This is a genomic window from Bacillus xiapuensis (genome assembly GCF_002797355.1).
Lineage (GTDB): Bacteria > Bacillota > Bacilli > Bacillales > Domibacillaceae > Bacillus_CE > Bacillus_CE xiapuensis.
Map to the genome: position 1 here is coordinate 174,429 of NZ_KZ454939.1, position 24,173 is coordinate 198,601.

The 24,173-nt window shown below is 44.2% G+C and carries 24 protein-coding genes; 22 read left to right on the plus strand and 2 right to left on the minus strand.

Translation table 11 applies throughout. From position 1 onward, the window contains the following. Positions 1–210: 210 nt before the first annotated feature. The gene (gene mgtE / locus CEF20_RS00865; protein WP_100330082.1) at positions 211–1,569 is read right to left on the minus strand and encodes a magnesium transporter; all 1,359 of its coding nucleotides are present in this window, start codon (positions 1,567–1,569) and stop codon (positions 211–213) included. A gap of 188 nt (positions 1,570–1,757) precedes the next feature. On the opposite strand from mgtE, the gene CEF20_RS00870 reads away from it, so the two are divergent. After that, the gene (locus tag CEF20_RS00870) at positions 1,758–2,528 is read left to right on the plus strand and encodes a hypothetical protein (RefSeq protein ID WP_100330083.1); all 771 of its coding nucleotides are present in this window, start codon (positions 1,758–1,760) and stop codon (positions 2,526–2,528) included. A gap of 114 nt (positions 2,529–2,642) precedes the next feature. Here the strand turns inward: CEF20_RS00870 and CEF20_RS00875 are convergent, their stop codons facing one another. Further along, positions 2,643–3,794 carry a dicarboxylate/amino acid:cation symporter gene (locus CEF20_RS00875; protein ID WP_100330084.1) on the minus strand — a complete coding sequence of 384 codons (1,152 nt, stop codon included), beginning with the start codon at positions 3,792–3,794 and terminating at the stop codon, positions 2,643–2,645. A 259-nt stretch (positions 3,795–4,053) separates the two neighbouring features. Between CEF20_RS00875 and CEF20_RS00880 the strand changes: the two genes are divergently transcribed. The 21 genes from CEF20_RS00880 (at position 4,054) to CEF20_RS00980 (ending at position 24,160) form a co-directional block, all read left to right on the plus strand. Continuing rightward, positions 4,054–5,106: a D-alanine--D-alanine ligase gene (locus CEF20_RS00880; protein ID WP_100330085.1), complete on the plus strand. Its 1,053-nt coding sequence runs from the start codon at positions 4,054–4,056 to the stop codon at positions 5,104–5,106. 17 nt (positions 5,107–5,123) lie between these two features. Continuing rightward, positions 5,124–6,503: a UDP-N-acetylmuramoyl-tripeptide--D-alanyl-D-alanine ligase gene (locus CEF20_RS00885; RefSeq protein ID WP_100330086.1), complete on the plus strand. Its 1,380-nt coding sequence runs from the start codon at positions 5,124–5,126 to the stop codon at positions 6,501–6,503. Between the two features lie 401 nt (positions 6,504–6,904). Then, a complete protein-coding gene (locus tag CEF20_RS00890; protein WP_100330087.1) occupies positions 6,905–7,606 on the plus strand; it encodes an alpha/beta hydrolase in 702 nt (233 codons plus the stop codon). A 113-nt stretch (positions 7,607–7,719) separates the two neighbouring features. Continuing rightward, positions 7,720–9,162 carry a degradosome RNA helicase CshA gene (locus CEF20_RS00895; protein ID WP_100330088.1) on the plus strand — a complete coding sequence of 481 codons (1,443 nt, stop codon included), beginning with the start codon at positions 7,720–7,722 and terminating at the stop codon, positions 9,160–9,162. Positions 9,163–9,371: 209 nt separating this feature from the next. Next, entirely contained in the window at positions 9,372–9,848 is a 477-nt protein-coding gene (locus CEF20_RS00900) for a PH domain-containing protein (protein WP_100330089.1), read from the plus strand. Continuing rightward, positions 9,841–11,325 carry a PH domain-containing protein gene (locus CEF20_RS00905; RefSeq protein ID WP_100330090.1) on the plus strand — a complete coding sequence of 495 codons (1,485 nt, stop codon included), beginning with the start codon at positions 9,841–9,843 and terminating at the stop codon, positions 11,323–11,325. The genes CEF20_RS00900 and CEF20_RS00905 overlap by 8 nt, the downstream gene beginning before the upstream one ends. Next, positions 11,322–11,672: a holo-ACP synthase gene (acpS, locus tag CEF20_RS00910; protein WP_100330091.1), complete on the plus strand. Its 351-nt coding sequence runs from the start codon at positions 11,322–11,324 to the stop codon at positions 11,670–11,672. The genes CEF20_RS00905 and acpS overlap by 4 nt, the downstream gene beginning before the upstream one ends. An 82-nt stretch (positions 11,673–11,754) precedes the next feature. Beyond that, complete coding sequence (locus CEF20_RS00915) at positions 11,755–12,771, plus strand: LolA family protein (RefSeq protein WP_100330092.1); 1,017 nt, start codon at positions 11,755–11,757, stop codon at positions 12,769–12,771. Positions 12,772–12,969: 198 nt separating this feature from the next. Next, positions 12,970–14,118: an alanine racemase gene (alr, locus tag CEF20_RS00920; protein WP_100331956.1), complete on the plus strand. Its 1,149-nt coding sequence runs from the start codon at positions 12,970–12,972 to the stop codon at positions 14,116–14,118. Positions 14,119–14,276: 158 nt separating this feature from the next. After that, positions 14,277–14,558: a CopG family ribbon-helix-helix protein gene (locus tag CEF20_RS00925; protein WP_100330093.1), complete on the plus strand. Its 282-nt coding sequence runs from the start codon at positions 14,277–14,279 to the stop codon at positions 14,556–14,558. Positions 14,559–14,563: 5 nt separating this feature from the next. Next, positions 14,564–14,914, plus strand: a complete 351-nt coding sequence (locus tag CEF20_RS00930) for a type II toxin-antitoxin system PemK/MazF family toxin (RefSeq protein WP_100330094.1) — start codon at positions 14,564–14,566, stop codon at positions 14,912–14,914. Between the two features lie 141 nt (positions 14,915–15,055). Next, positions 15,056–16,846, plus strand: coding sequence for an IS1182 family transposase (locus CEF20_RS00935; RefSeq protein ID WP_157796168.1), 1,791 nt, complete (start codon positions 15,056–15,058; stop codon positions 16,844–16,846). Positions 16,847–17,067: 221 nt separating this feature from the next. Beyond that, complete coding sequence (locus CEF20_RS00940) at positions 17,068–17,901, plus strand: RsbT co-antagonist protein RsbRA (RefSeq protein ID WP_100330095.1); 834 nt, start codon at positions 17,068–17,070, stop codon at positions 17,899–17,901. Between the two features lie 2 nt (positions 17,902–17,903). After that, positions 17,904–18,260 (plus strand): STAS domain-containing protein, encoded by a 357-nt coding sequence (locus CEF20_RS00945; protein WP_100331957.1) that lies wholly within the window; start codon positions 17,904–17,906, stop codon positions 18,258–18,260. Positions 18,261–18,263: 3 nt separating this feature from the next. Then, a complete protein-coding gene (locus tag CEF20_RS00950; protein ID WP_100330096.1) occupies positions 18,264–18,659 on the plus strand; it encodes an anti-sigma regulatory factor in 396 nt (131 codons plus the stop codon). Positions 18,660–18,669: 10 nt separating this feature from the next. Further along, entirely contained in the window at positions 18,670–19,680 is a 1,011-nt protein-coding gene (locus CEF20_RS00955) for a PP2C family protein-serine/threonine phosphatase (protein WP_100330097.1), read from the plus strand. A gap of 79 nt (positions 19,681–19,759) precedes the next feature. Further along, positions 19,760–20,089 carry an anti-sigma factor antagonist gene (locus tag CEF20_RS00960; protein WP_100330098.1) on the plus strand — a complete coding sequence of 110 codons (330 nt, stop codon included), beginning with the start codon at positions 19,760–19,762 and terminating at the stop codon, positions 20,087–20,089. A gap of 2 nt (positions 20,090–20,091) precedes the next feature. Beyond that, a complete protein-coding gene (gene rsbW / locus CEF20_RS00965; protein WP_100330099.1) occupies positions 20,092–20,559 on the plus strand; it encodes an anti-sigma B factor RsbW in 468 nt (155 codons plus the stop codon). Beyond that, positions 20,537–21,331, plus strand: a complete 795-nt coding sequence (sigB, locus tag CEF20_RS00970) for an RNA polymerase sigma factor SigB (RefSeq protein WP_100330100.1) — start codon at positions 20,537–20,539, stop codon at positions 21,329–21,331. The genes rsbW and sigB overlap by 23 nt, the downstream gene beginning before the upstream one ends. Further along, the gene (locus CEF20_RS00975) at positions 21,331–21,927 is read left to right on the plus strand and encodes a PP2C family serine/threonine-protein phosphatase (RefSeq protein WP_100330101.1); all 597 of its coding nucleotides are present in this window, start codon (positions 21,331–21,333) and stop codon (positions 21,925–21,927) included. Before sigB ends, CEF20_RS00975 begins: the two co-directional genes overlap by 1 nt. A gap of 55 nt (positions 21,928–21,982) precedes the next feature. Continuing rightward, positions 21,983–24,160 carry a Tex family protein gene (locus CEF20_RS00980; RefSeq protein WP_100330102.1) on the plus strand — a complete coding sequence of 726 codons (2,178 nt, stop codon included), beginning with the start codon at positions 21,983–21,985 and terminating at the stop codon, positions 24,158–24,160. The last annotated feature ends 13 nt before the right edge of the window (positions 24,161–24,173 follow it).

The window sequence follows — 24,173 nt, forward strand, 5'->3', positions numbered from 1 at the left end:
CGTACGAGGGAGAGGAGATAGCCAGCTAAAAAAATGGCCGGTGCACTAGCGTTCGCTTGAAGCGTCTGCTCAACGAAGAGAGCAAGGGGATTCAAGCAAAAAAAGAGCGCGGCTGAGGCGGGTGCATCTGTCATTGATTTTGGGCTCCTCACTTCCATTTTAAAAAAAGAAAGCAAGGAACCCAAAATCAACGAGATTCGTTAGGCGCTTCTACATTAGCTGCTGCATAAACCAAGAAGCGATCGTGAAGTAAATAATTAATGACAGAATATCATTAATCGTCGTAATCAGCGGGCCTGAAGCCACAGCGGGGTCAATTTTTAACTTGTACAAAATGAGAGGAATTACCGTTCCGGCCAGTGTGCCGATAATCAAGGTCATCAATAGAGATGCACCGACGACAATGCCTAGAACGGCACTGCCTTGCCAGAAAAAGGCGATAAGGAATATCAGCAGACTGCAGATCGTCCCGATGATTAATCCGACGCCGAATTCACGTGCTATAAGGCTTATGACCGTTTTCATGTCAATATCCCGTGACGCCAAGCCGCGCACGACGACAGCAAGAGATTGGGTGCCGGTGTTTCCGGTCATTCCGGCAATCATTGGCATAAAGAATGTTAAGGCCACTACTTTTTGAAGTGTCTCTTCATAGCCGGAAATAATGCTGCCTGAAACAAGGCCGATAAACAATAGCAAAATCAGCCAAGGAAGGCGGCGGAAAGCGGCAACAGCGGCTTTTGTATCAAAGTCAATCGATTTACCTGTAGCGGATAGCTTCTCGATGTCTTCATTGGCTTCTTGTATGACCACATCAATGATATCATCAAACGTGGCAATCCCCATTAAGACTCCTTCTTCATCGACAACTGGAATCGCAAGGAAATCATATCGTTCGATTAGTCGAGCTACTTCTTCCTGGTCTGTGTAAACCGACACAGATATCACGCGGGTATACATAATATCCTGAACTTTATCATGCAAATCGGCGATCAATAAATCACGGTATGAAACGACTCCCACGAGTTTGTTATGTTCATCTATAACATATAGGTAATTAATCGTTTCTGCATATTCGGCAAATGATTTCAGCTTATCAACCGCCTCGCGCACAGTATATGAATCCCGAATCCAGACAAAGCGATTCGTCATCAGGCGTCCGGCTGTTTCAGGAGGATACGTCATCATGTTTTCCACAATGGTTGATTCTTCTTTTTTCATACCGGCAAGAAACGTTTTGATTTTCTCTGGGGACATATCATCCAGCAGGGAAGCCAGATCATCATTGTCCATATCATCCAGCACTTTACGGGAGCGCTCTTTCCCGACTTTCTTTAAGACAGCCAGCTGATCCTCGTTGTCAAGCTCTTGAATCATATCCGTTAGGACGGGGATGCTGAGCTGCAGTAAATATCGGGTTTGGTGCTTTTCAGGCAAGTTTGTATAAATGGCCGCCATATCATAAGGGTGGAGCTCATCCAGCAGCTTTTGAAGTTCTAGTTTTTTTCCTTCCTTTAAAGCTTTAATGATCAGCAATGTCATTTGATCTTCATTCAAATTGTGCATCATAAGCATCCCTCCTTTAAGAAAACAAGAAATCCTTATCTATTATAAAACGATCTGGTTAAAATGGTGCAAAGAATATGAATTAATTAGATTTTAACATACGTCTTTCTGAATTATTTTGCTAAAATAGACAGTATAACAAAAGATGTAAGATCAGTCATGCAATTTGGGACGATGCGGAGGTCATAGCTTTGAAACGCCAAGTAAATAGGAAGGAACTTATCTATATTCATTTAAATGCAGCCCATCAATATACGATTTCTTATGGAATTGATTTCCTGGAATTTGCAAGAAGTCTTCCAAAAGAGCTGAATCATCTTCTGCTGTTAAAACACCGCTTTGAAGGGGCAGAATTCAATCTACACACCCGCTTTGAATATGTGGATGCAGAGGACGTCGGTAAGCTGCTAAAAGAGGACATTGCCGAGTACGGAGATTTTTGCTGGATGGATTTTGAAGATTATGACGGTTTAAATGAGCTTGACGGCCAAGAGATTGCTGAGCTTCTTTATTTAGGTCACTGCAAGCATCACCTGCGTATTCCGTTTTACAATAAGCTTAATAACCGCTATACGTACCTTTCTCAGGACGATGAATGGTTTAATAAAATCTATTACCGCTATGTTTCCGATTTTTATCATATGCTGGGAACTGCGGTCTCGTTAAAGCTGGGGTACTTTCGAAGTGAGCGGTCCTTCTTTTCCTTAAGAAAAGGAACACCTTTCCCTCCGATTCCGAAAGAAATGATTGCTTCATTTACGGATGAGATGAAAGAAGGGATGGTCGTGTCGCTGTCTAAAACCATTCAAAGCCGAACGAAGGTCGAGGTTCCTGTGTGGGTGGTAGGCGACTACATTAACATGGATGAAATGTTTGATGATTATGCGGTGAATTTCAAGAATGCTCCTGACGGTTACTATGAATTTGATAAAAAGACGCATGAATGGAGCGTCTACTTTTAAGAAGAAAAGCCCCGAGTCCATCTGTGACTCGGGGGCTTTCCATTCTGAAAGATTCATCTGTGGCACTGCTGCCGGCAATCTTTGCGCGGCGTTTTATTAAGCATTTAATAGAATCTATTTATTTAATTTGTCAACGATGGCGGTAATTGCTCCATCTCCTGTCACGTTGCATGCTGTTCCAAAGCTGTCTTGGGCGAGGTACAGTGCGATCATAAGGGAGATCATCGTAGAGTCGAAGTGCAGCATGGAACCGAGCAGACCAGTAGCCGCCATGACGGCGCCGCCTGGAACGCCGGGAGCTGCGACCATCGTGATTCCCAGCATCAGGATGAACGGAAGCATGCTGCTGAACGTATAAGCCTGATCCTGAAGAAGCATGACAGCCATTGCACAGCTGACTAATGTAATCGTGCTTCCAGATAAATGAATGGTTGCCAGCAACGGTACAGAAAAGTCGGCAATCCGGTCTTTGACCCCTATTTTTTTCGAGCGTTCAAGGGTCACCGGGATAGAGGAAGCAGACGATTGAGTACCGAGAGCGGTAAAGTAGGCCGGAGCCATTTTTCTTACCATTTTCAGCGGATTTTGCTTTCTCATAGAGCCGGCAACAGAATACTGGATGAATAAGTAGGTGATATGAAGAATAATTATCATAACAAATACTTTAGCAAAGACGCTCATAATGGCACTTACCTGGCCGCCTTGAGTCATATTGGCGAAAATACCGAAAATATGAACAGGCAAAAGCGGGATAATCAATTTAGAAATGATCAGCTCGATGATGTCGCGGAATTCATTCATCACATCTTTTAAGACGCTGCCTTTAATGGCAGCGATCCCAAGCCCGAGTGAAAAGGCTAGTAAAAGAGCCGTCATCACGCTCATTATTGGCGGCATTTCTACAGTGAAATAACCTTTCAGCAGGGCTTTTGAAGGATCATCGAATGCCTTTGATGCCTGGTTCGCTAAGATGGATGGATAGATTGTCTGAGCTGTGAAAAAGGCCAATAATCCGGCGCTGATCGTTGAAATATAGGCGATTAAAGTGGTCATGCCCAATAGCTTCCCGGCACCATTGCCGATGGCCCCGATTCCTGGAGCGATAAAACCGATAATAATTAACGGAATGATAAAATTGAGAAAATTCCCAAACAGACTATTGAAAGTAACGAATACTTTTATCAGACCATCGGGAGCAAAGGTGCCCGCGATAATACCTAAAGCAATCGCCAAAATAATTCTGGGCAGTAATCCAAAGCGTTTCATCTCCTGTCCTCCTATAAAAGACAATTGTTTATTATAAAGGGATTATACCTGTTTTCTTCAATAAAGTTAATAGGCAAATTGATTAAAAGAATATTCTGATTGATCAGTATGGGCTCTCTTAATCCAGTTATTAACTGAAAAGGATTTTATAACGACGAAATAAGGAGGATAGTTATAAGGAAATATAGTTTTTCTTTAATCAAAGCATGGTAAAATAGGAGATGGTCGAATTCTTTCATTCATTTCGTAGGGGGTTAATATGAAAACGAAACTGTGCTTACTATATGGCGGCAAATCTGCCGAGCATCAAGTGTCTTTATATACAGCAAAAGCAGTAATTGGTGCTCTTAATTTAAATAAATATGATATCTACCCAATCTATATAACGATTGACGGGAACTGGATAGAAGGAGAGAAATTGACTTCTCCGGTCGAGGATATTGAAAGCCTGCAGTTTTCCAGCGGAGAGCAGACAGCTGTTGGCAAAGGGTTAGTCTCCGGCAAATATGATGTGATCTTTCCGCTCTTGCACGGAACTAATGGTGAGGACGGAACGGTGCAGGGGCTGCTGGAAGTGATGAATCTTCCTTACGTTGGAAATGGCGTGCTGGCTTCATCAGCCGGTATGGATAAAGTCATCATGAAAAATATTTTTGCGCAAGCACAGCTGCCTCAGGTGAACTATGTATGGTTTATCCGCAAAACATGGCAAGAAGATAAAGAAGCGGCTTATGAGCAAGTGGAGCGGGAACTGGGCTATCCGTGCTTTGTCAAGCCGGCTAATTTAGGCTCAAGCGTAGGGATCAGCAAGTGCACGAACCGCTCTGAACTGGATGAGGCTTTCAATGAAGCGTTTCAATACGACCGCAAAGTCATTATTGAAGAGGGGGTTGTCGCTCGGGAAATTGAAGTAGGCGTGCTGGGGAATGATGAGCCTGAATGTTCGGTAGTCGGTGAAATTGTACCGAAGAAAGACTTCTATGATTATCACGCCAAATATGAAGATGGCCATACAGCGCTGATTATTCCGGCGGAAATCCCTGCGGATATTCAGCGCCAAATTCAACAGACAGCCATCAAAGCCTTTCAATCTTTGGACTGTTCCGGGCTGGTAAGAGCAGACTTTTTCTTAACAGAGAACGGCGAATTATTCATTAATGAAATTAATACGATGCCGGGCTTTACACCGTTTAGTATGTTCCCCCTTCTCTGGAAGCATGCGGGCGTGGAGTATCCGGTGCTAATTGAAAAGCTGATTGAGCTTGCGATGGAAAGACATCAAGAAAAACAGCAAATTAAATATACTTTTTAAAGGTGGACAAAGAATTCATGATTCGTAAGACCATTGAACAACTGTCGAATATAATAAAGGTGGAAAATGATCTGACCCCGTTTAAGGATCGAGTAATAGAGGGTGTTACGATTGATTCGCGCAAGGCGGTGAATGGCCAGTTGTTTGTTCCCTTTAAAGGGGAGAATACGGATGGGCATTTCTATGTGAGACAAGCAATTGAACAGGGAGCAGGAGCTGCTCTGTGGCAAAAGGATGTGCCGAATCCTCCGCAAGATGTGCCTGTGCTGATTGTCGAAGACACGCTTGCCGCCCTTCAGCAGCTGGCAAAAGCCTACCGTGAGGAACTTTCCATCAAAGTCGTGGGCATTACGGGAAGCAACGGCAAGACAACAACGAAGGATATGCTTGCAAGTCTTTTGTCACTTAAATATAAGGTGCAAAAGACGGAAGGAAATTATAATAATCACCTCGGCCTTCCTTTAACGATATTGTCACTAAGCACAGATACAGAAGTAGCGGTCTTGGAGATGGGCATGAGCGGAAAGGGAGAAATTGATTTTCTGACAAAGCTCGCTTCTCCGGATGTGGCGGTGATCACTAATATTGGGGAAGCTCATTTGCAAGATCTTGGATCACGTGAAGCAATTGCCGATGCTAAGCTGGAAATCGTAAATGGTCTGTCTGAAAATGGACGGCTGATTTATCATGGTGATGAGGAACTGCTGATTGAACGCATAGAGGAAATGGATGAGATCCAGACAAAGACATTCGGGACCGCAGAAAGCAATGATATATATGCTCTCGAAGTTGAAACCTTGCCAAATGGAAGCCGCTTTACCGTGAATATGGCTCCGCATATCAAATATTTTCTGCCTGTGCTCGGCCGTCACAATGTGATGAATGCAATGGCCGCTATGCTGGCTGCTCATGAAATGGGCGTCAGCTTCCATGAAATGCAGGAGGGGCTTCAAACAGTCGAGTTAACAAAAATGCGGATGGAATGGGTGGAGGGCATTAAAGGCACGAAACTCATTAACGACACTTATAATGCCAGTCCCACATCCATGAAAGCAGCGATTAAACTTGCAGAACAAATGCCGGGCTTTGAACGAAAGATTCTAGTACTTGGCGATATGCTGGAACTTGGAATGGATGAAGAATTATTTCATTATCAGGTCGGCCAAACAGTGGATGGAGCATGCATTGATTACCTGTTCACGTTTGGACGCCTCGGCCAATTCATTGCAGGCGGTGCCAAAAGCTCACTTGGAGAAGAGCGGGTGTTTTCATTTACGGACAAAAAAGAGCTCACTGAAAAGTTATCTTCCGTCCTTACAGGCGGGGAGCTCATTGTCGTTAAGGCCTCAAGAGGCATCAAGCTTGAGGAAGTTGTGAATGCCTTGGCCAGCAAATAATGCGGATTGGGCACCGGGGCCGGAAAGGTTCCGGTGTTTTTCTTTCATTGATTTTGGTAAATAGTATAAAGGTAAGCAGACAGGCTCTATAAGCTGGGCCGAGCAGTTCAATCACCCCGCCTGTGAAATGCCGTAATACTCCCTTTTTCGGAATGAAAACGGAACTAAAAAGTCTGAGAGCGAGATCGCAGCATGGAAATACCAGATTTGTTCGGACATGCACGAGGTAGGTGACAAAGGCGCTGCAATGTTAGCCTTTGTTCTGCTTTTTATCAGCAAAAATTGGAAGAATATGCCGGTGTTTAAAGGTTCATTTAAGCAAGAAGGCGGCTTGAATATCTTTCCTTTTTAGGGTGATAATATAATGGAAAGAATGAAAACGAGAACAGGTGAGATGCCTTATGATTGGTTGCTTGTGCATTCATGGTTTTACAGGTGCTCCGTACGAGGTGGAACCGTTAGCTGCTTACCTTCGAGAGAAAACAGATTGGAAAATTGTTGTGCCGACCCTTCCTGGTCATGGAAGCTCCCCGGCCCTAAAAGGAATCACATACCAGCACTGGCTGGAGCATGCAGTGGCAGAAATGAAAAAGCTGCTTGCGGAATGTGAGCATGTGTATTTGATTGGCTTTTCTATGGGAGGACTGATTTCCATTTATTTAGCCAATAAATATCCTGCAGAAAAACTTATTTTGCTCAGCGCTGCGGCAAAATATATTAATGTCGGCCAAATGATCCTGGATATTGGCGATATGCTTAAAGATGCAAAAAGCGGCCGGCTGCAAGATAATCATCTGTTTGTCCGCTATAAAGATAAGCTATTTAAAACACCGTTGTCAGCTACATGGCAATTCCGAAAAATGGTTGTCTGCACAAGACCGCTGCTAAACAATATTACGATTCCGACTTTTATTGCTCAGGGGATGGCTGATGGAGTTGTTCCTCCGAAAAGCGCCGAATTTATTTACAATCAAATTGGTTCCAAACAAAAAGAAATTTATTATTCACCAACAGCGAAGCATCACATTTGCCATACTGGAGAAAGAGAAATTTTATTCGAAAAGATCTTTACATTTCTCTCTAGAAGTAGTAGAGTGAGTTAAATACCCATTGAAATTAATGATTGCAGATGGTATGATAACAATAACTCTTACTCTTCGTATGAAGAGTATTTTTTGTGTGATACGGTAGCTGAAATAGAAGGAGAAGAAAACTATTGACGAAATTTAAAGATTTGAATTTAAGTGAAGCCACTTTAAAAGCTATTGATAAAATGGGGTTTGAAGAAGCGACACCCATCCAAGCGGCAACCATTCCTGTAGGACTTGAGGGCAAGGACATCATTGGACAAGCGCAAACTGGCACAGGCAAGACGACGGCTTTTGGCGTACCGATGATTGAAAAAATCGACACTTCCAGCCATTTCATTCAAGGGCTGATTATCGCACCTACGAGGGAGCTGGCTATTCAAGTTTCCGAAGAATTATATAAGATTGGCGGCGGCAAACGAGTCGGCATTTTAGCCGTTTACGGCGGACAAGACATTCAACGCCAAATTCGCGCTTTAAAGAAGCGTCCTCATATCATTGTAGGAACTCCGGGCCGAATTCTCGATCATATTAACCGCAGAACCTTAAAGCTTGAAAATCTGCAGACCCTCGTATTAGACGAAGCAGATGAAATGCTTAACATGGGCTTTATTCAAGACATTGAAGCGATTCTTTCACACGTGCCGGAAGAGCGTCAGACATTGCTGTTTTCAGCGACAATGCCGAAGCAAATTCGCGCGATAGCTGAAAAATTCATGAAGGATCCTGAAGTGATCCGAGTGAAGATGAAAGAAATGACAGTGTCTAATATTGATCAGTATTTCGTAAAAGTGCATCAGCGCGATAAGTTTGATGTGCTGTCTCGCTTGATTGATGTGCATTCTCCTGAGTTAGCGATCATCTTTGGCAGAACGAAGCGCCGGGTAGATGAATTGGCGAACGCTTTAAGCATTCGCGGCTACCAGGCGGAAGGAATTCACGGCGATTTAAGCCAAGCGAAGCGCATCACTGTTCTTAAACGCTTTAAAGAAGGAAAGATCGATGTTCTCGTGGCAACGGATGTAGCAGCACGCGGTCTGGATATTTCCGGCGTGACGCATGTTTATAATTACGATATCCCGCAAGATCCAGAAAGCTATGTTCACCGGATCGGCCGTACGGGCCGCGCCGGAAAAGAAGGAATGGCTGTTACGTTTGTGGAACCGAGAGAAATGAGCTATTTACGAGAGGTTGAAAGAACGACGAAGAAGCGCATGACACCAATGACGGCACCTACTTGGGACGATGCGTTGATTGGCCAGCAGCGCGCTGCAGTAGCCGAATTGGAAGAAAGTGTCGCCAAGAACGACCTTTCCCAATACAAAACTTTCGCAAAAGAGCTTCTTGATCAGTACGAGGCTGAACAGCTGGTTGCAGCGGCGCTCAAGTTGATCACTAAAGAACCGGACAGAACGCCTGTTCGTATTACGAGCGAATCTTCTCTTCCGAATAAGAAAGATAAGTTCCGCTCGAAAAATGGAAATTCCAGAAAGTCAAACGGCAATCGCCAAGGCAATCGTTCACATAATAGAGATCGGAAAAATTCGAGAAGAAAATACTCTTCGCATTAATGTCAACTAAAGGGCTATCCAATCCGCCAGCTATCCGGCGGCTGGGTGGCCTTTTTATATGTAAGATTGCAGGGATCCTCGATAATAAGTGGAGAGTTTGAATCATTTGACCAGTTGGGGACATCCTGTTTGTCATGAAAAACGAAACCTTTTTACAGGCTATACGTTAATAAAGTATAGAGTATAGAAGCACAGGGGGAGAGACTTCAATGGCAGAACCGAAAAAAAGAATATCTGAACAGGCTTTAACCGTTTGGAAAATTTACGGAATCATCAGCACAGTGCTAGCCTGGCTCGTACTGGCGGGTCTGGGCGTTTTCGGCTATTACCAAGAATGGCCCTTTTGGGTTGCAGCTCCTTTAATCATTCTGGGGCTGCTCACAGCTTTCCTGTTTATTTATCTTATGCCCAAGCTGCGCTGGAAACGCTGGAGATATGAAGTGAGAGAACAAGAAATTGAATTGCAGCACGGGGTTTTTATCATTCGGCGAACACTGATCCCCATGATTCGCGTGCAGCATGTCGACACAGAGCAAGGGCCGATCTTAAAAAGGTACGGACTATCAGAAATCAAGATTTCCACCGCAGCAACGGTTCATGAAATACCGGCCGTCGAAATGGCGGAGGCGGAAGAGATGCGCCAAGTAATTTCCGCGCTGGCAAGGATGGCGGCAGAAGATGTCTGAACCTAAACGCCTTCATCCAGTTGCGGCTGTTTCTAATGTTTTAACGGAGTTAAAGAATATGTTCTTTCCTTTGATTATAGTTCTTTTTGTGAATAAGGGAGAGAAAAACGACATTTGGGATTATATCCCAATTATAGTGACGGCTGCAGCCATCCTGTTTGTTCTAGTGAGCGGGGTGATTAAGTGGCTGAGATTTACATATAGAGTGGAAGCAGGAGAGCTAAGAATTGAATATGGGCTATTCGTCAAAAAGAAACGGTATATCCCGATTGAGCGCATACAAAGCGTAGACGTATCGGAGGGCCCTTTACAGCAGGCTTTTAACCTGGTGAAAATAAATATTGAAACGGCAGGATCGAGTGCCAATGCGGATTCGGAAGCAGAGCTGACAGCCATTACGAAGGAGGAGGCTGCGGCTCTTGAAGAGATCATTAACCGTGAGAAAAGCAAGGAATACCGGGAAGAAATGGATCAGGATCTCCCGGATTCTGCAAATGCTGACCGCGATCCAGCGACCGTGCTCTATCAAGCAAAGCTTTCGGACTTGTTATTGTTAGCGGCGACATCCGGGGGAGCGGGTGTGGTCATTTCCGCAGTTGTAGCTTTTCTGTCGCAATTTAGTGAATTCATCCCTTATGAAAAAGTATTCAAAGAGGCTTCCCACTTGTTGGAAAGCGGGGTGGTGTTTGTCTCTATGCTAGTGGTGGCAGTATTGTTTCTTGCCTGGTTGATTTCCGTTATCCTCACTTTATTGAAGTACTATAACTTCACTGTAGAAATGACTGAACAGGATATTGTGATCAAAAGAGGGCTGCTGGAAAAGCGCCAAACGACCATTCCGCTCAGCCGCGTGCAAGGAATTGTGATGGTTGAAAATCCGTTGCGCCAACTTATAGGATACAGCTGTGTCCAAGTGGAAAGCGCCGGGGGATCAGCGGCGGAAGAAGGGGGCACCAGCTTTAACATTCTCCCTATGGTGAAGAAATGGGAAGCCTTTCAACTGTTAGAGAATATGTTCAAGGATTATTCGTTTCCGCAGCAATTTCATCCTGCACCGAAACGAGCAGCGAGAAGGTATATGCTGAGAAAAAGTCTGTATGTGCTCGTGCCGATCATGGCATTGAGCGGGTTCTTTTGGCCGCACGGCTTATGGTCGCTTCTTTTGCTTCTGCTTGCCGCATTCTATGGAATGAGCTGCTATCGGGCTGCTGGCTGGACGATTCAAGACCAGCAGCTATCGCTCCGCTATCGCCTGTTCTCCAGATGCACCGTTTTCTTGAAGAAATCACGTATTCAATCCGCAGATCTGGTACAGACCTATTGGCAGGCGAACAAACAATTGGCCACGATAGAGGCCGTAATTAAAAGCGGGGAAGGCGGCAGAAAAACGAAGATGGTTGATGCGGAAAGGGCGGATGCAGAAAAGATGTATCACTGGTATCAGCGAAATCAAAGCGAAACGCAGGTGAAGGAATGATACAAGGCATTGGTTTGGATATTGTAGAAATTGAGAGAATTAAACGCCTGATAGAACGGCAGCCGAAGTTTCTTCAGCGCATTTTAACGCTGCCGGAGCAAGATGAATTTGAAAGGCTGAACGGACAAAGAAAATTTGAATACGCCGCAGGCCGGTTTGCGGCCAAAGAAGCGTTTGCGAAAGCCTTTGGCACAGGTATTGGAGATCGCCTGTCGTTTCAAGATATTATCGTTGCTTCTTACGGAAGCGGCAAGCCGTATATTCAAGCCCCTTTTTCCGAAGGTGTCCACTTGTCGATTACACATAGCAGAGAATATGCGGCAGCACAAGTTGTCATTGAAAAATAAATAATCCTTCCAACTCTTTATCGCATAATCATAAACTGAAAGGTTGTCTCATATATTTTAGTGCGAAAGGGGTTGTGAAGGGATGAGAAAAAGGAAGTTTGTCTGGCTGTTATGCCTGGTTGCTTTATTTGCTCTTTCAGCCTGCGGGGCTAAATCTAAAGAGGAGGTTGCGGCTGATTTAAACAAGAAGGTAGGAGAGCTGAAGGGCTACAAGGCAACAGCCCAAATGACTTTGCAGGCGGGCGAGGAAAAGCAGACGTATAACGTGGAGATCTGGAACAAAGCGCATCAGTTTTACCGGGTGGCCCTGACCACGCCAAAGAAGGATCAAAGTCAAATGATTTTGAAGAACGACAGCGGTGTTTACGTTCTTACTCCTGCTTTAAATAAGAGTTTCAAGTTTCAAAGCGATTGGCCGAAAAACAGCAGTCAAGCTTATTTGTACGAGTCGCTAATTAAAGATATCCTCGAAGATAAAGAGGCGGATTTTAAAGAAACAAAGAGCCATTATGTCTTTGAAACGAAAACGAGATATCCGAACAGTCATATGCTGCCGCTTCAGGAGATTACCTTTAACAAACGTAATTTAGCTCCTGTTTCGGTAAAGGTGATGGATCCTGATAAAAAAACGCTAGTGATGGTGGAATTTAAAGAAGTGGATTTTGATGCGAAATTTGATAATGCGTCTTTTGAAATGAAAAAGAATATGACTGGCGCTCAATTGGAAGTGCCGGTGATGTCTCAAACGAAAGATCAAGAATTTGCTGTAAGCTACCCGCAAGCGGAAATAACGGGAAGCAAGCTGATTGAGGAGAATGAAATGATTACAGCCAATGGAAAAAGAGTCGTTCTCACCTACGGCGGCGATAAATCTTTTACTCTTGTCCAAGAGAAGGCGGAGGTGCTGCCGACAGCTTCAATGGCAGTTTCTGAGGTGAATGGGGATGTTGCCGATCTTGGCTTTGCTGTAGGAGCAGCAACCGAGCAGTCGCTTTCCTGGACATATAAAGGCGTCGATTATATGCTGGCTTCGAAAGATTTAAATAAAGCGGAAATGCTGCAAATTGCACGCTCTATGAAAGCGGCGGTAGAAAAGTAAATAGGTCCGGCAAAGATCGCTGTACATATGCGAGAGGCCGGGCATAGCGAGGAACGGAATGCCGTTTCTCTTTTTTTTTAATTCCTGCATAGGCAATTGAAAATATATGTTTTTTTCGATAAAATTTATTTAAATTGCATGAATGTTCATGAACGTGAACGAAGGCGGGAAAGAGGGAGACAACACGTGCAAACAAGAATGAATTATTATCGGGATACATGGGTGGAAATAAATTTGGACAATATTGCCTATAATGTTAAAGAAACAGTAAAGCTGCTTCCTTCAAAAGAAAAACTGTTTGCTGTCGTCAAGGCCAATGCTTATGGCCACGGCGCCTGCGCGGTGGCGGAAGCGGCGCTTGGCGCAGGTGCACATGGCCTCGCGGTTGCTTTCATCGATGAAGCTTTATCCTTGAGGAAGTCGGCGATTGCGGCGCCTGTGCTCGTGTTGGGGGCCAGCAGGCCAAGCGATGCCGGGGTGGCAGCAGAACACCACATTTCTCTTACAGTTTATCAGCTGGAATGGCTGAAGCAGGCGCAAGCTTATTTATCCCCGGAGCAGACAGTGAAGGTGCATGTGAAATGCGATACAGGCATGGGAAGGCTCGGCGTTAAGACGCAGGAGGAATTGAAAGAGCTAGTCGCATTTATCGATCAGTCTCCGCAGTTCATCTTTGAGGGGCTATTTACTCACTTTGCGACAGCGGATGAGCTGGATACGGCTTACTTTGAAGATCAATTGTTCAAGTTTACAGCCATGGTGGAATCACTTGAAGAGCGTCCGCCATATGTTCACTGTGCCAACAGTGCGGTTTCCCTGCGCTTTAAGAAAGCGCACTTCAATGCTGTGCGTTTAGGCATTGCAATGTATGGGCTGTCCCCATCTGATGAGATCAAGCCGCTCCTGCCGTTTCCGTTAAAGCCGGCTTTTTCGCTCCATACTAAAATTGTGCATGTGAAAAGGATGAATAAAGGTGAGAAAGTCAGCTACGGTGCAACTTATGAAGCCCAAGGTGACGAATGGGTGGCCACTTTACCAATCGGATACGCAGACGGATGGATTCGCAAGCTGCAAGGACAAGAGGTGCTTGCTGCGGGATGCAGAGTTCCGATTATCGGCCGGATTTGTATGGATCAATGTATGATTCGGCTGCCTTATGAACTCCCAGCCGGGACAACGGTAACGCTGATTGGAAGGCAATGCAATGAGGAAATCACTATGGACGACATTGCTGATCGACTGGCCACTATCAACTATGAAGTGCCCTGCTTGATCACTTCTCGTGTTCCGCGTGTGTATAAGAGCAAGGGTGAGGTCTTGCATATTGATAATCCGCTTGTTCGTTAACATTTCTCTTCAATAACAGATCATTTTCGAGGGACTTTTGCAAAAGTTGTAAGAAATAAGCAGGAATTTGGATTTTGCCTTCCATCGCAAATAAAAAGGTGTTATTATGGAGTAGACAGTGAAAGAGACGGGTGTAGTGATTGGTGGAGGTGTAGTTCGTGTCTGAGTTCAGCACAACAACAGAGGTGTTAATTCGCTTACCGCAACAATTTGTTAAAGAATTAGACGGTTTTACTGAACAAGAAAACATTAACCGCAACGAGTTTATTTACAGAGCAACCAAAATGTATCTCCGTGAAAGAAAGAAGCGTCAGATTACCGAAGCGATGAGACGTGGTTACATGGAAATGGCAAAGATCAATTTAGCTATTGCCTCTGAAGCAATGCAGGCGGAACATGAAGCAGGTAATACGGTTGAGCGTTTAGTAAGTGGAGGATAATACGTGTGATAGTGAAACGTGGTGACGTATACTTTGCAGACCTGTCCCCTGTTGTTGGCTCTGAGCAAGGTGGTGTGAGGCCTGTGCTAGTAGTACAAAACGACATTGGGAATCGGTTCAGTCCCACTATTATTGTTGCCGCTATTACGGCTCAAATTCAAAAAGCTAAATTGCCTACACACGTCGAAATTGATGCAAAGCGCTATGGCTTTGAAAGAGATTCAGTTATTTTGCTTGAGCAGATCCGGACGATTGACAAACAGCGTTTGACGGACAAGATTACTCAGCTTGATGAAGAAATGATGGATAAAGTAGACGATGCCTTACAGATCAGCTTAGGTCTTATTCAATTTTAATAGGGGCTGTCCCAAAAGTCGGTGAAACCGACTTTTGAGGACGGCCCCTGTTTTTTTTTCTATTTTTAAGCACAAAAAAATCGCTCTTTCTTGTAAAATGTAAGTAACCAAACTAACACATACAAAAGGAGCGATTTTTTTATGAGCAGCCAAAAGACTACTCCCATAAATTATAACACGGACCAGTTGTCTTTACCACTAGAAACGGAAGAGGTGTCCACGCAAAAAAAGAACTTCCGTTCCAAACCTGTCTTTGTTTCCTATCAAACAGACCAGCTGATGCTTCCGATGGATCTCAGTGACTGGATTCCTGCACACCATGTCTCCCGTTTTATCCATGAGATGATTGAAAACATGCCCGATGAGCTGTTCATCAAGCCTTATAAAGGCGGCGGCCGAAGTGCCTATCACCCCAAAATGATGGTCAAAATTCTTCTTTATGCGTACTCGCAAAAGGTCTATTCCTGCCGAGGAATCGCGAAGATGCTAGACGAAAACCTGCCGATGATTTGGCTCTCTGCCATGCAAAAACCAGATTTCCGTACGATTAACCGTTTCCGCAGCGGGCAGATGAAATCCATGATCGACACGCTGTTCGAGGAAATGATTCTCCTCTTGATTGAAAACCAATATATTTCCATGGAGAACTATTTTCTGGACGGCACAAAGATCGAGGCAAATGCCAATAAATACTCCTTTTCCTGGAAAAAAGCGACGATGAGATTTGAAGCGAAATTAAGAGAGAAGATCAAGGAGACCCTGCACCACATTCAAGAGATCGTGGAGGCAGATGAAGCTTCTATGATCGCGGAATGCCTGGAGGCGAAAAAAGTCAGCCCTGAACAATTGGCGCAAGTGGAAACGGTTCTGGAAAAGAAAATGGAACAGATAGAGAAAGACGTGGCGCAAGAAGATAGGAAAGAACGCAAGGCTAAGCGCCAAAAGCGATCCTTTGTTCAAAAGCTGGCAAAATCCGTAAGCAGGGATTTTATTCCGCGCCTGGTGAAATATAAACAACAAATGGAGACATACGGCGACCGAAACAGCTTTTCCAAAACCGATACAGATGCCACGTTTATGAGAATGAAAGAAGATCACATGAAAAACGGACAGCTAAAGCCTGGCTACAATGTGCAGATGGCAACGGAAAACCAATTTGTTTTGTTCTATACCATTCACCAGCGCCCAACGGATACTCGCTGTTTCATTCCGCACATGGAGAAACTGAAAGGCTCTCGCCTGCCGTTTCCGAAAAAAGTGATCGCCGATGCCGGCTATGGAAGCGAAAGCAACTATGTATATGCGACGGAAGAAAAAATGGACTATTTGATTCCTTATAATACCTATCTGAAAGAACAAAAACGCAGGTATAAAAAAGATCGTTTCCAGCCAAGGAACTGGACCTATATAGAAGAAGATGACGTATATATCTGTCCGAATGACCGCCGCATTCGCTTCAAACGTTATTCCACCCGTACGGATTCTTACGGGATGAAGAGAGATTTTAAAATTTATGAATGTGAGGATTGTACAGACTGCCCGCTGAAAGCCCTATGCACAAAATCGAAAGGGAACCGGCAGATTCATTACAACCCCGTGTACGAAGAAATGAAAGCAAAAGCCAAGAACAGCCTTTGGTCTGACGAGAACACACCGATTTATGCCCGGCGGAAAGTCGAGGTCGAAAGTGCGTTCGGTCATATCAAGGGCAATCGGTCGTTCCGCAGATTTTCCTTGCGGGGGATCGACAAGGTGCACACGGAATTTGGGATTGTGGCGTTAGCCCACAACTTCCTGAAAATGGCGGGCCTAGCCCAAACATTTTCAGGAAACCCGCTTACAATGAAAGAACGCGGAGAGAAAAACGAGTTGTTTTTCTCTCCGCGTTCTTATTTTAGGGGCTTATGGGACAGCCCCTTATTTTATTGGTGAGTCCCCCCATATCTACACTCTGGGAGATGAGGAGGGGCATGCCAGCTGCGGCAGCACCTTCCGCTTTGTATTTAATCTGAAAGATACTATAATAGCATTAGTGTAAAAAGGAAACTTGAACGAGCGGCGCGGAGGGCTTTCTTTCCCTATTCAAAATTGCTAAAATTAATGTATTCCTATTATCAAAAATTATTGAAAAAAAACGAATTGGAGTTGTCTAAATGAGAAAGAAAATTTTCAATTACGTCCAAACTCACAAGAGTGATATTTTAAATCAGTGGATAGAAAGCATGAAAGAAGAAGCTGATGATCGCGCGGTTACGACAATGTCCGATCAAATGTTTACAAGAACAAGCAGTGAATTTATAGAGCTGCTTATTTCCAATTTTGTTGAAACTGAACAAGAGTTTCAGTATAGAGTGAAAGACTTCGCTGAGAAGATTGTCAAATTAGGATGGCCATTGACAATCGTCACTCTCGGCCTGAATACATTTGCTCAAATTGTGTCTAAAGGCATGAGGGACGAGGGCATTGTAAATAAGGAAAATCATATAGAATTTACTCTAGAATTAGAACGCTGGATGTTCCCGATGAACAACACAATTATCGATTCTTACTCCAGATCGTGGGAGAGAACGGTAAGCCTGCAAAAGATTGCTCTGCAGGAACTTTCCGCGCCGCTTATTCCTGTCTTTGATAAGATCTCCGTTATGCCATTAGTCGGAACCATTGATACAGAACGCGCCAAGCTGATCATGGAAAATTTGCTGGATGGGATCGTCAACCACCGCTCAGAAGTCGTGTTAATTGATATTACAGGTGTTCCTTTAGTGGACACAATGGTGGCGCATCACATTATTCAAGCAGCCGACGCCGTTCGCTTAGTAGGGGCTAAATGTATGATCGTGGGAATCCGTCCTGAGATTGCCCAGACTATTGTGACGTTGGGAATCAACCTTGAACAGGTCGTAACGACAAGTACTTTGAAGAAAGGAATTGAACAGGCACTGGCGATTACCGGAAGAAAGATCATTAAAGTAGAGGGTGAAAATTGAGCATGAGAATACCGATTCTAAAACTCCATAATTGCTTGTTAGTGTCCATTCAATGGGAACTAGATGACCAAACAGCCCTTCAATTCCAAGAAGACCTTCTTCATAAAATTCATGAAACGAGCGCTCGAGGAGTAGTTATTGACCTCACTTCCATCGATTTTATCGACTCTTTTATTGCCAAGGTGCTTGGAGATGTTATCGACATGTCTAAGTTAATGGGAGCGAAGGTAGTGATTACAGGTATTCAGCCTGCCGTTGCGATTACCTTGATTGAATTGGGAATACGTCTCGAAGGAGTTTTGACAGCTCTTGATTTAGAAAAAGGTTTGGAGAAACTTCGACAGGAACTGGAGGACTAATCTATGGATTCTAGCGTCAAGATTATTAATGAATGGGACATCGTAGCGGCAAGGCAGCTTGGCAGGAATGTAGCCAAAGACCTTGGCTTCGGGACGGTGGACCAAGCTCGTATTACAACGGCTATCAGCGAACTGGCGCGCAATATTTATCTATATGCCGGCCAAGGGCAAGTAACTATAGAAAAAACAGAGGCTCCTGGAAAAGTCGGCTTAATCATCATTTCGCAAGATGAAGGTCCGGGGATAAATGATTTGCGAAAAGTGATGGCGGACGGCTTTTCCACCTCTGGAGGACTAGGAGCGGGCTTGCCTGGCGTTAAACGTCTGATGGATGAATTTTCAATTGAATCTAGTCCTGGCGAAGGAACGCTCGTAAAGGCAATTAAGTGGCTCCGTTAGGAGGACGAGGATGGATTTTAAAAAGGATATGCAACAAAAATATAAAGAAATTTTGGAAAGCTATTATAAGAATCAAAATGAACAAGCTTTATATTTGAGTCAGAAATTCAGCAGAAAGGCTATCGAATATAAAGTTTCGCCAGAAGAAATCATCAGCATGCACAAAACAGCTTTAATGGAACTGGAACCTGCTATTTCTGAGTCGACGCTGCTTTCCTTTGATATTCTTTTAGAAGTGATGATGGGCTATGGTCTTGCCTACCGCGAACACCAGAGTCTCCGGACGATCCAAAAGGAATTAAAGAGCGAAATTGAAGTGGCTGCCAATATGCAGCAAACGCTTTTAGGAACGAAAATTCCTAGTGTTCCTTCATTAGATATTGGAGCAATCAGCGTGCCGGCTCGGCAAATGAGCGGCGATTACTATCATTTTGTCCGCGGGGAAAATGGAACAGTCAGCGTAGCGATTGCGGATGTAATCGGCAAGGGCATTCCGGCTGCTTTATGCATGTCCATGATTAAGTATTCCATGGATAGCTTACCAGAAGGAAGACACGAACCGAGCCTCATGCTGGAAAGTCTTAATCGTGTTGTCGAACAGAATGTGGATCCCACCATGTTTATTACGATGTTATACGGCATGTATAACACGGCTAATCACACGTTTTATTATTCGTCTGCCGGTCATGAGCCGGGCTTCTTTTATGATCATGCAACGAAGCAATTCGAAGAGCTGTATGCTAGAGGCTTGCTGCTTGGCGTAGGCAAGAAAACGAAATACCGCCAGTTTGAAAGAAAAGTAGAAATCGGAGATGTAATCTTTCTCATGTCCGACGGAGTAACGGAATGCCGGACGGAGGACGGGTTTATCGAAGCGGATACTTTAATGGGCTACATCCAAAAGTATATTCATTTAGAAGCTCAAGAAATGGCGAATAAAGTATACAATGATCTGGTCGCCTTGCAGGATTTTCATTTGCGCGATGATTTTACCTTGATTATTTTGAAGAGAATTCAGTGAGTGGATGTTTACTGTTCGAAATAGGGGGTATTAAGTAGAAATATTGAAGTAATCATGCGTATAAGAAGAGGTGTAGCATATGAATATTACAATTGACACGAAAGAAATGGAAAAATACACAAAAATCAATCTTGGCGGTGAGATTGACGCTTACACAGCCCCTCAGCTTAAAGAAGCCGTTTTTCCTTATGCAGAGAAGGAAAATGCCAGCCTAGTCATTAATTTATCCGATGTTTCTTATATGGACAGTACAGGTTTGGGTGTATTTGTCGGGTTATTTAAAAGCCTGAATGCCCATAATGGTTCCCTTCAGCTTGTCGGATTGTCGGAAAGATTGAAGCGATTGTTTGATATTACAGGGCTTGCCGATATTATAAATATTAGTTCGGATGTAGAAGGTGGTGTTTGACGATGGAAACGTTCGATTATATTGAAATGAAAATTCCTGCTAAACCGGAATATGTAGGCGTTATCCGTCTGACTTTATCTGGGATAGCCAGCAGAATGGGATTTACATACGATGCCATTGAGGATTTGAAAATCGCAACAAGTGAGGCAATCACTAATGCAGTTCAGCACGCTTACCGTGATACAGATGGCGGTGAGGTGGTTATAGGATTTGCCCTGTATCACGACCATCTGGAAGTGATGGTAGCGGATAACGGAAAAAGCTTCAACTTCTTAGATACTAAGCGAGAGCTTGGTCCTTATAAAGACAGTTCAGTGGAGTTTTTACGTGAAGGGGGTCTGGGATTATTTCTTATTGAAACATTAATGGATGAAGTAAAAGTGCAGCATAACGAAGGGGTTACTTTGTTTATGACAAAGTACCTTGAAGGAGAGCAGGTGGAGAGGGATGCGGAAACCATCTCAACCTGATCAAGACGCAAAGAAGCAGGTAGTTGCATGGATTAAAGCTTTTCAAGCATCGCATGACGAGGACGCGCAAGAAAAATTGGTTAAGCATTATCAGGGATTGGTAGAATCGATTGCGCGCAAGTATTCAAAGGGGAAGTCTTATCATGAGGATATTGTTCAAGTAGGGATGATGGGGCTGCTTGGAGCCATTCGCCGTTATGATGATTCGTACGGAAAGAGCTTCGAAGCGTTTGCCATACCGACTATTGTAGGGGAAATTAAACGCTTTTTAAGGGACAAGACTTGGAGCGTGCATGTGCCGCGGCGCATTAAAGAAATTGGGCCGAAAATCAAAGCGACGGTTGAAGAGCTGACCTTAAGACTTCAGCGCTCACCGAAAGTGGAAGAAATCGCTGCCCACCTCGACGTTTCCGAAGAAGAGGTGCTAGAAGCGATGGAAATGGGGAAAAGCTATCAGGCGCTGTCTGTTGACCATTCCATTGAAGCCGATTCCGATGGCAGCACAGTGACTTTGCTTGATATTGTAGGCAGCCAGGAGCAAGGTTATGAAAGAGTTGACCAGAGACTCGTGCTAGAAAAAGTACTGCACGTGCTTTCGGACCGGGAGCGGCAAATTATTCAATATACCTATTTAGAGAACATGAGCCAAAAGGATGCAGGCGATAAGCTCGGCATTTCACAGATGCACGTTTCCCGCTTGCAGCGAAGAGCCATAAAAAAATTAAAAGAAGCCATTGATTTGGAGTCTTTAACAACGGGGCGAATGTCTTAATGACACATCTTCAGAGTGATCACATAGAAGTATATGCCACTCAAACAGCGAAGAATAATAATTTCCTTTGCGGTGACAGCTACTTTATTCATGAAACCGAAGATTATTTGATTTGTGTACTAGCGGATGGATTAGGAAGCGGTGAATTTGCTTATGAATCCGCTGCAGCTGTCACTAAAGTCGTAGAGGACAATCATCAAGAAACAGTGGATTGTTTAATGAGCTTGAGCAACGACGTGCTGCAGCAAAAGAGAGGAGCAGCCGTCGCTATTTTTAAAGCGGATTTTAAGAGGCAGGAGTTTGAGTACAGCTGTGTCGGCAATATTCGTTTTTATTTATATACGGAAGACGGGAAGCTGACCTATCCTCTGCCTGTAACAGGTTATTTATCGGGGAGGCCGCAAGTATACCGGACTCGGAGGTTTGCATATGAAACCAATTGCAAGTTTCTTTTGCATTCTGACGGTGTTCAGCTGCTGAATGTAAAATCATTATTGCAGAATCGCTCTATTCATCAAATTGCTTATATACTTGAAGGTGAATCTATGCAAACCAACGATGATTCCACTTTTATTATTGGAAGCCTGCTTAAATAAACGCAGGTTTTTTTGTTGTGTTAAAATAGGAGCAACGAAATTTGGAGGGGATCGCATGTCGACCGCATTAACCCATGATCAAGAATATTTATTGAAGAAAGTCGCTCAAGCGGAACAGATCGAATTGAAGAAAGTAAGAGCGGTCATTTCTTTAATTGAAGACGGAAGCACCGTCCCTTTTATTGCCCGGTACCGTAAAGAAATGACCGGGGCGCTTGACGAAGTGCAGATTCGCGCACTTATTCACCGTTATACATACTTGCGGAATTTGCTGCAGCGGAAAGAAGAAGTGCTGCACAGCATTGCCGAGCAGGGAAAACTGACAGAAGAATTGAAAAGAAAGATCCAAGCAGCGGAGAAAATGCAAGCGGTAGAGGATCTCTATCGCCCTTATAAACAAAAGCGGCGCACGAAAGCATCGATTGCCAAGGAGAAAGGATTGTCACCGCTGGCTGAATGGATGCTCTCTTTGTCTAATGCTTCTATCATAGAAGAAGCGAAACAATACATTTCTTCTGAAAAAGAAGTAGCTTCAGCAGAAGAGGCGATTCAAGGAGCAGCCGATATTATCGCGGAACAAGTGGCCGATGAAGCGAGCGTTCGGGAATGGATCCGCCGTGAAACATTCCGCCGCGGCATGATTCAATCCTCTGTAAAAAAGGCAGAAGAAGATGAAAAAAATGTGTTCGAAATGTATTATTCATATGAAGAACCTGTTTCAAAGATTGTCCCTCACCGGATACTGGCTTTAAACCGCGGAGAAAAGGAAGGGATTTTAAAAGTAAGCATTCATGCCGACCAAGAAAAAATCATTCGCTATTTAACAAAAAAGTATATAAAAAATGAAAGAAGTTCAGCTGCTTCCCACGTATTAACGGCTTTGCAGGATGCTTATAAACGCTTAATTCAACCGTCGATTGAACGGGAAATCCGCCATGAGCTCACAGAAAAGGCGGATAATCAAGCGATTCGCATCTTTTCCGAGAATTTGCAGAAATTACTTCTGCAGCCTCCTTTGAAAGGTAAGACGGTGCTGGGAGTAGACCCGGCATTTCGTACAGGATGTAAGCTGGCAGCTGTGGATGAAACCGGAAAAGTGCTCTATATCGGCGTCATATATCCCCATCCGCCTAAAGCGAAGAAAGCAGAAGCGGAGAATATATTCAAGCGAGTGCTGGATGAATATCAAGTCGAATTAGTAGCGATCGGAAACGGAACGGCCTCCAGGGAAACGGAACAATTTGTAGCAGATACGATCAAATCCAGCGGCAGAAATATTGCTTACATGATTGTCAATGAGGCGGGAGCGAGCGTCTATTCAGCATCTGAAATCGCACGCGAGGAATTCCCGGATTTGCAAGTCGAAGAAAGAAGCGCGGTGTCCATAGCAAGAAGAGTGCAGGATCCGCTGGCCGAGCTGGTGAAGATCGATCCGAAATCTGTCGGCGTTGGACAGTATCAGCACGATGTTTCACAAAAGAAATTAAATGAATCATTAACCTTTGTCGTGGAAACGGCAGTCAATCAGGTCGGCGTCAATTTAAACACCGCGTCTGCGTCGCTGCTGCAATACGTGTCAGGACTAAATAAGACGGTCGCAAATAATATCGTCAAATTCAGGGAAGTGAATGGGAAGTTTACTCACCGTTCTCAAGTTAAAAAGGTTCCTCGGCTGGGAGAGAAAACATTCGAGCAGAGCATCGGATTTTTGAGGATTTTGTCTGGAAAAGAAAAGCTAGACAGCACTTCCATACATCCAGAGAATTATTCGAAAGTGAAGGAGCTGCTGAATAGCCTGGGATATGCCACAAAGGATATTGGAAGCGAAGAACTTGCCGCTGCCTTAGATCAGCTGGACGTTCAAGCAACGGCGGACGCCTTGGAATTAGGCGAATGGACGCTTGGCGATATTATGGATGCTTTACAGAAACCCGGACGAGATCCCCGTGATGATTTGCCAAAGCCGCTGTTAAAAACAGACGTATTGAAACTGGAAGATCTTAAGCCGGGCATGGAGCTGCAAGGAACGGTGCGGAACGTAGTCGACTTTGGCGCATTCGTGGATATTGGAGTGAAAGAAGACGGCTTAGTGCATATCTCTAAGCTCAAAAAAGGATATGTCAAGCATCCGCTTGATGTAACAGCTGTCGGAGATGTCGTAACTGTGTGGGTCGAACAAGTCGACCAAAATAAAGGAAGGGTGTCTTTAACGATGATCGCTCCTGAAGAATAATTTTGAAGAAAGG

Coding starts and splice junctions, on each gene's coding strand:
- CEF20_RS00960 (WP_100330098.1), top strand. CDS start 19,760: ATGAATATTACAATTGACACGAAAGAAATGGAAAAATACACAAAAATC.
- CEF20_RS00955 (WP_100330097.1), top strand. CDS start 18,670: ATGGATTTTAAAAAGGATATGCAACAAAAATATAAAGAAATTTTGGAA.
- CEF20_RS00905 (WP_100330090.1), top strand. CDS start 9,841: ATGTCTGAACCTAAACGCCTTCATCCAGTTGCGGCTGTTTCTAATGTT.
- CEF20_RS00890 (WP_100330087.1), top strand. CDS start 6,905: ATGATTGGTTGCTTGTGCATTCATGGTTTTACAGGTGCTCCGTACGAG.
- rsbW (WP_100330099.1), top strand. CDS start 20,092: ATGGAAACGTTCGATTATATTGAAATGAAAATTCCTGCTAAACCGGAA.
- mgtE (WP_100330082.1), bottom strand. CDS start 1,569: ATGATGCACAATTTGAATGAAGATCAAATGACATTGCTGATCATTAAA.
- CEF20_RS00980 (WP_100330102.1), top strand. CDS start 21,983: ATGTCGACCGCATTAACCCATGATCAAGAATATTTATTGAAGAAAGTC.
- CEF20_RS00945 (WP_100331957.1), top strand. CDS start 17,904: ATGAGAATACCGATTCTAAAACTCCATAATTGCTTGTTAGTGTCCATT.
- CEF20_RS00975 (WP_100330101.1), top strand. CDS start 21,331: ATGACACATCTTCAGAGTGATCACATAGAAGTATATGCCACTCAAACA.
- alr (WP_100331956.1), top strand. CDS start 12,970: ATGAATTATTATCGGGATACATGGGTGGAAATAAATTTGGACAATATT.
- CEF20_RS00940 (WP_100330095.1), top strand. CDS start 17,068: ATGAGAAAGAAAATTTTCAATTACGTCCAAACTCACAAGAGTGATATT.
- CEF20_RS00880 (WP_100330085.1), top strand. CDS start 4,054: ATGAAAACGAAACTGTGCTTACTATATGGCGGCAAATCTGCCGAGCAT.
- CEF20_RS00885 (WP_100330086.1), top strand. CDS start 5,124: ATGATTCGTAAGACCATTGAACAACTGTCGAATATAATAAAGGTGGAA.
- CEF20_RS00915 (WP_100330092.1), top strand. CDS start 11,755: ATGAGAAAAAGGAAGTTTGTCTGGCTGTTATGCCTGGTTGCTTTATTT.
- sigB (WP_100330100.1), top strand. CDS start 20,537: ATGCGGAAACCATCTCAACCTGATCAAGACGCAAAGAAGCAGGTAGTT.
- CEF20_RS00935 (WP_157796168.1), top strand. CDS start 15,056: ATGAGCAGCCAAAAGACTACTCCCATAAATTATAACACGGACCAGTTG.
- CEF20_RS00950 (WP_100330096.1), top strand. CDS start 18,264: ATGGATTCTAGCGTCAAGATTATTAATGAATGGGACATCGTAGCGGCA.
- CEF20_RS00900 (WP_100330089.1), top strand. CDS start 9,372: ATGGCAGAACCGAAAAAAAGAATATCTGAACAGGCTTTAACCGTTTGG.
- acpS (WP_100330091.1), top strand. CDS start 11,322: ATGATACAAGGCATTGGTTTGGATATTGTAGAAATTGAGAGAATTAAA.
- CEF20_RS00875 (WP_100330084.1), bottom strand. CDS start 3,794: ATGAAACGCTTTGGATTACTGCCCAGAATTATTTTGGCGATTGCTTTA.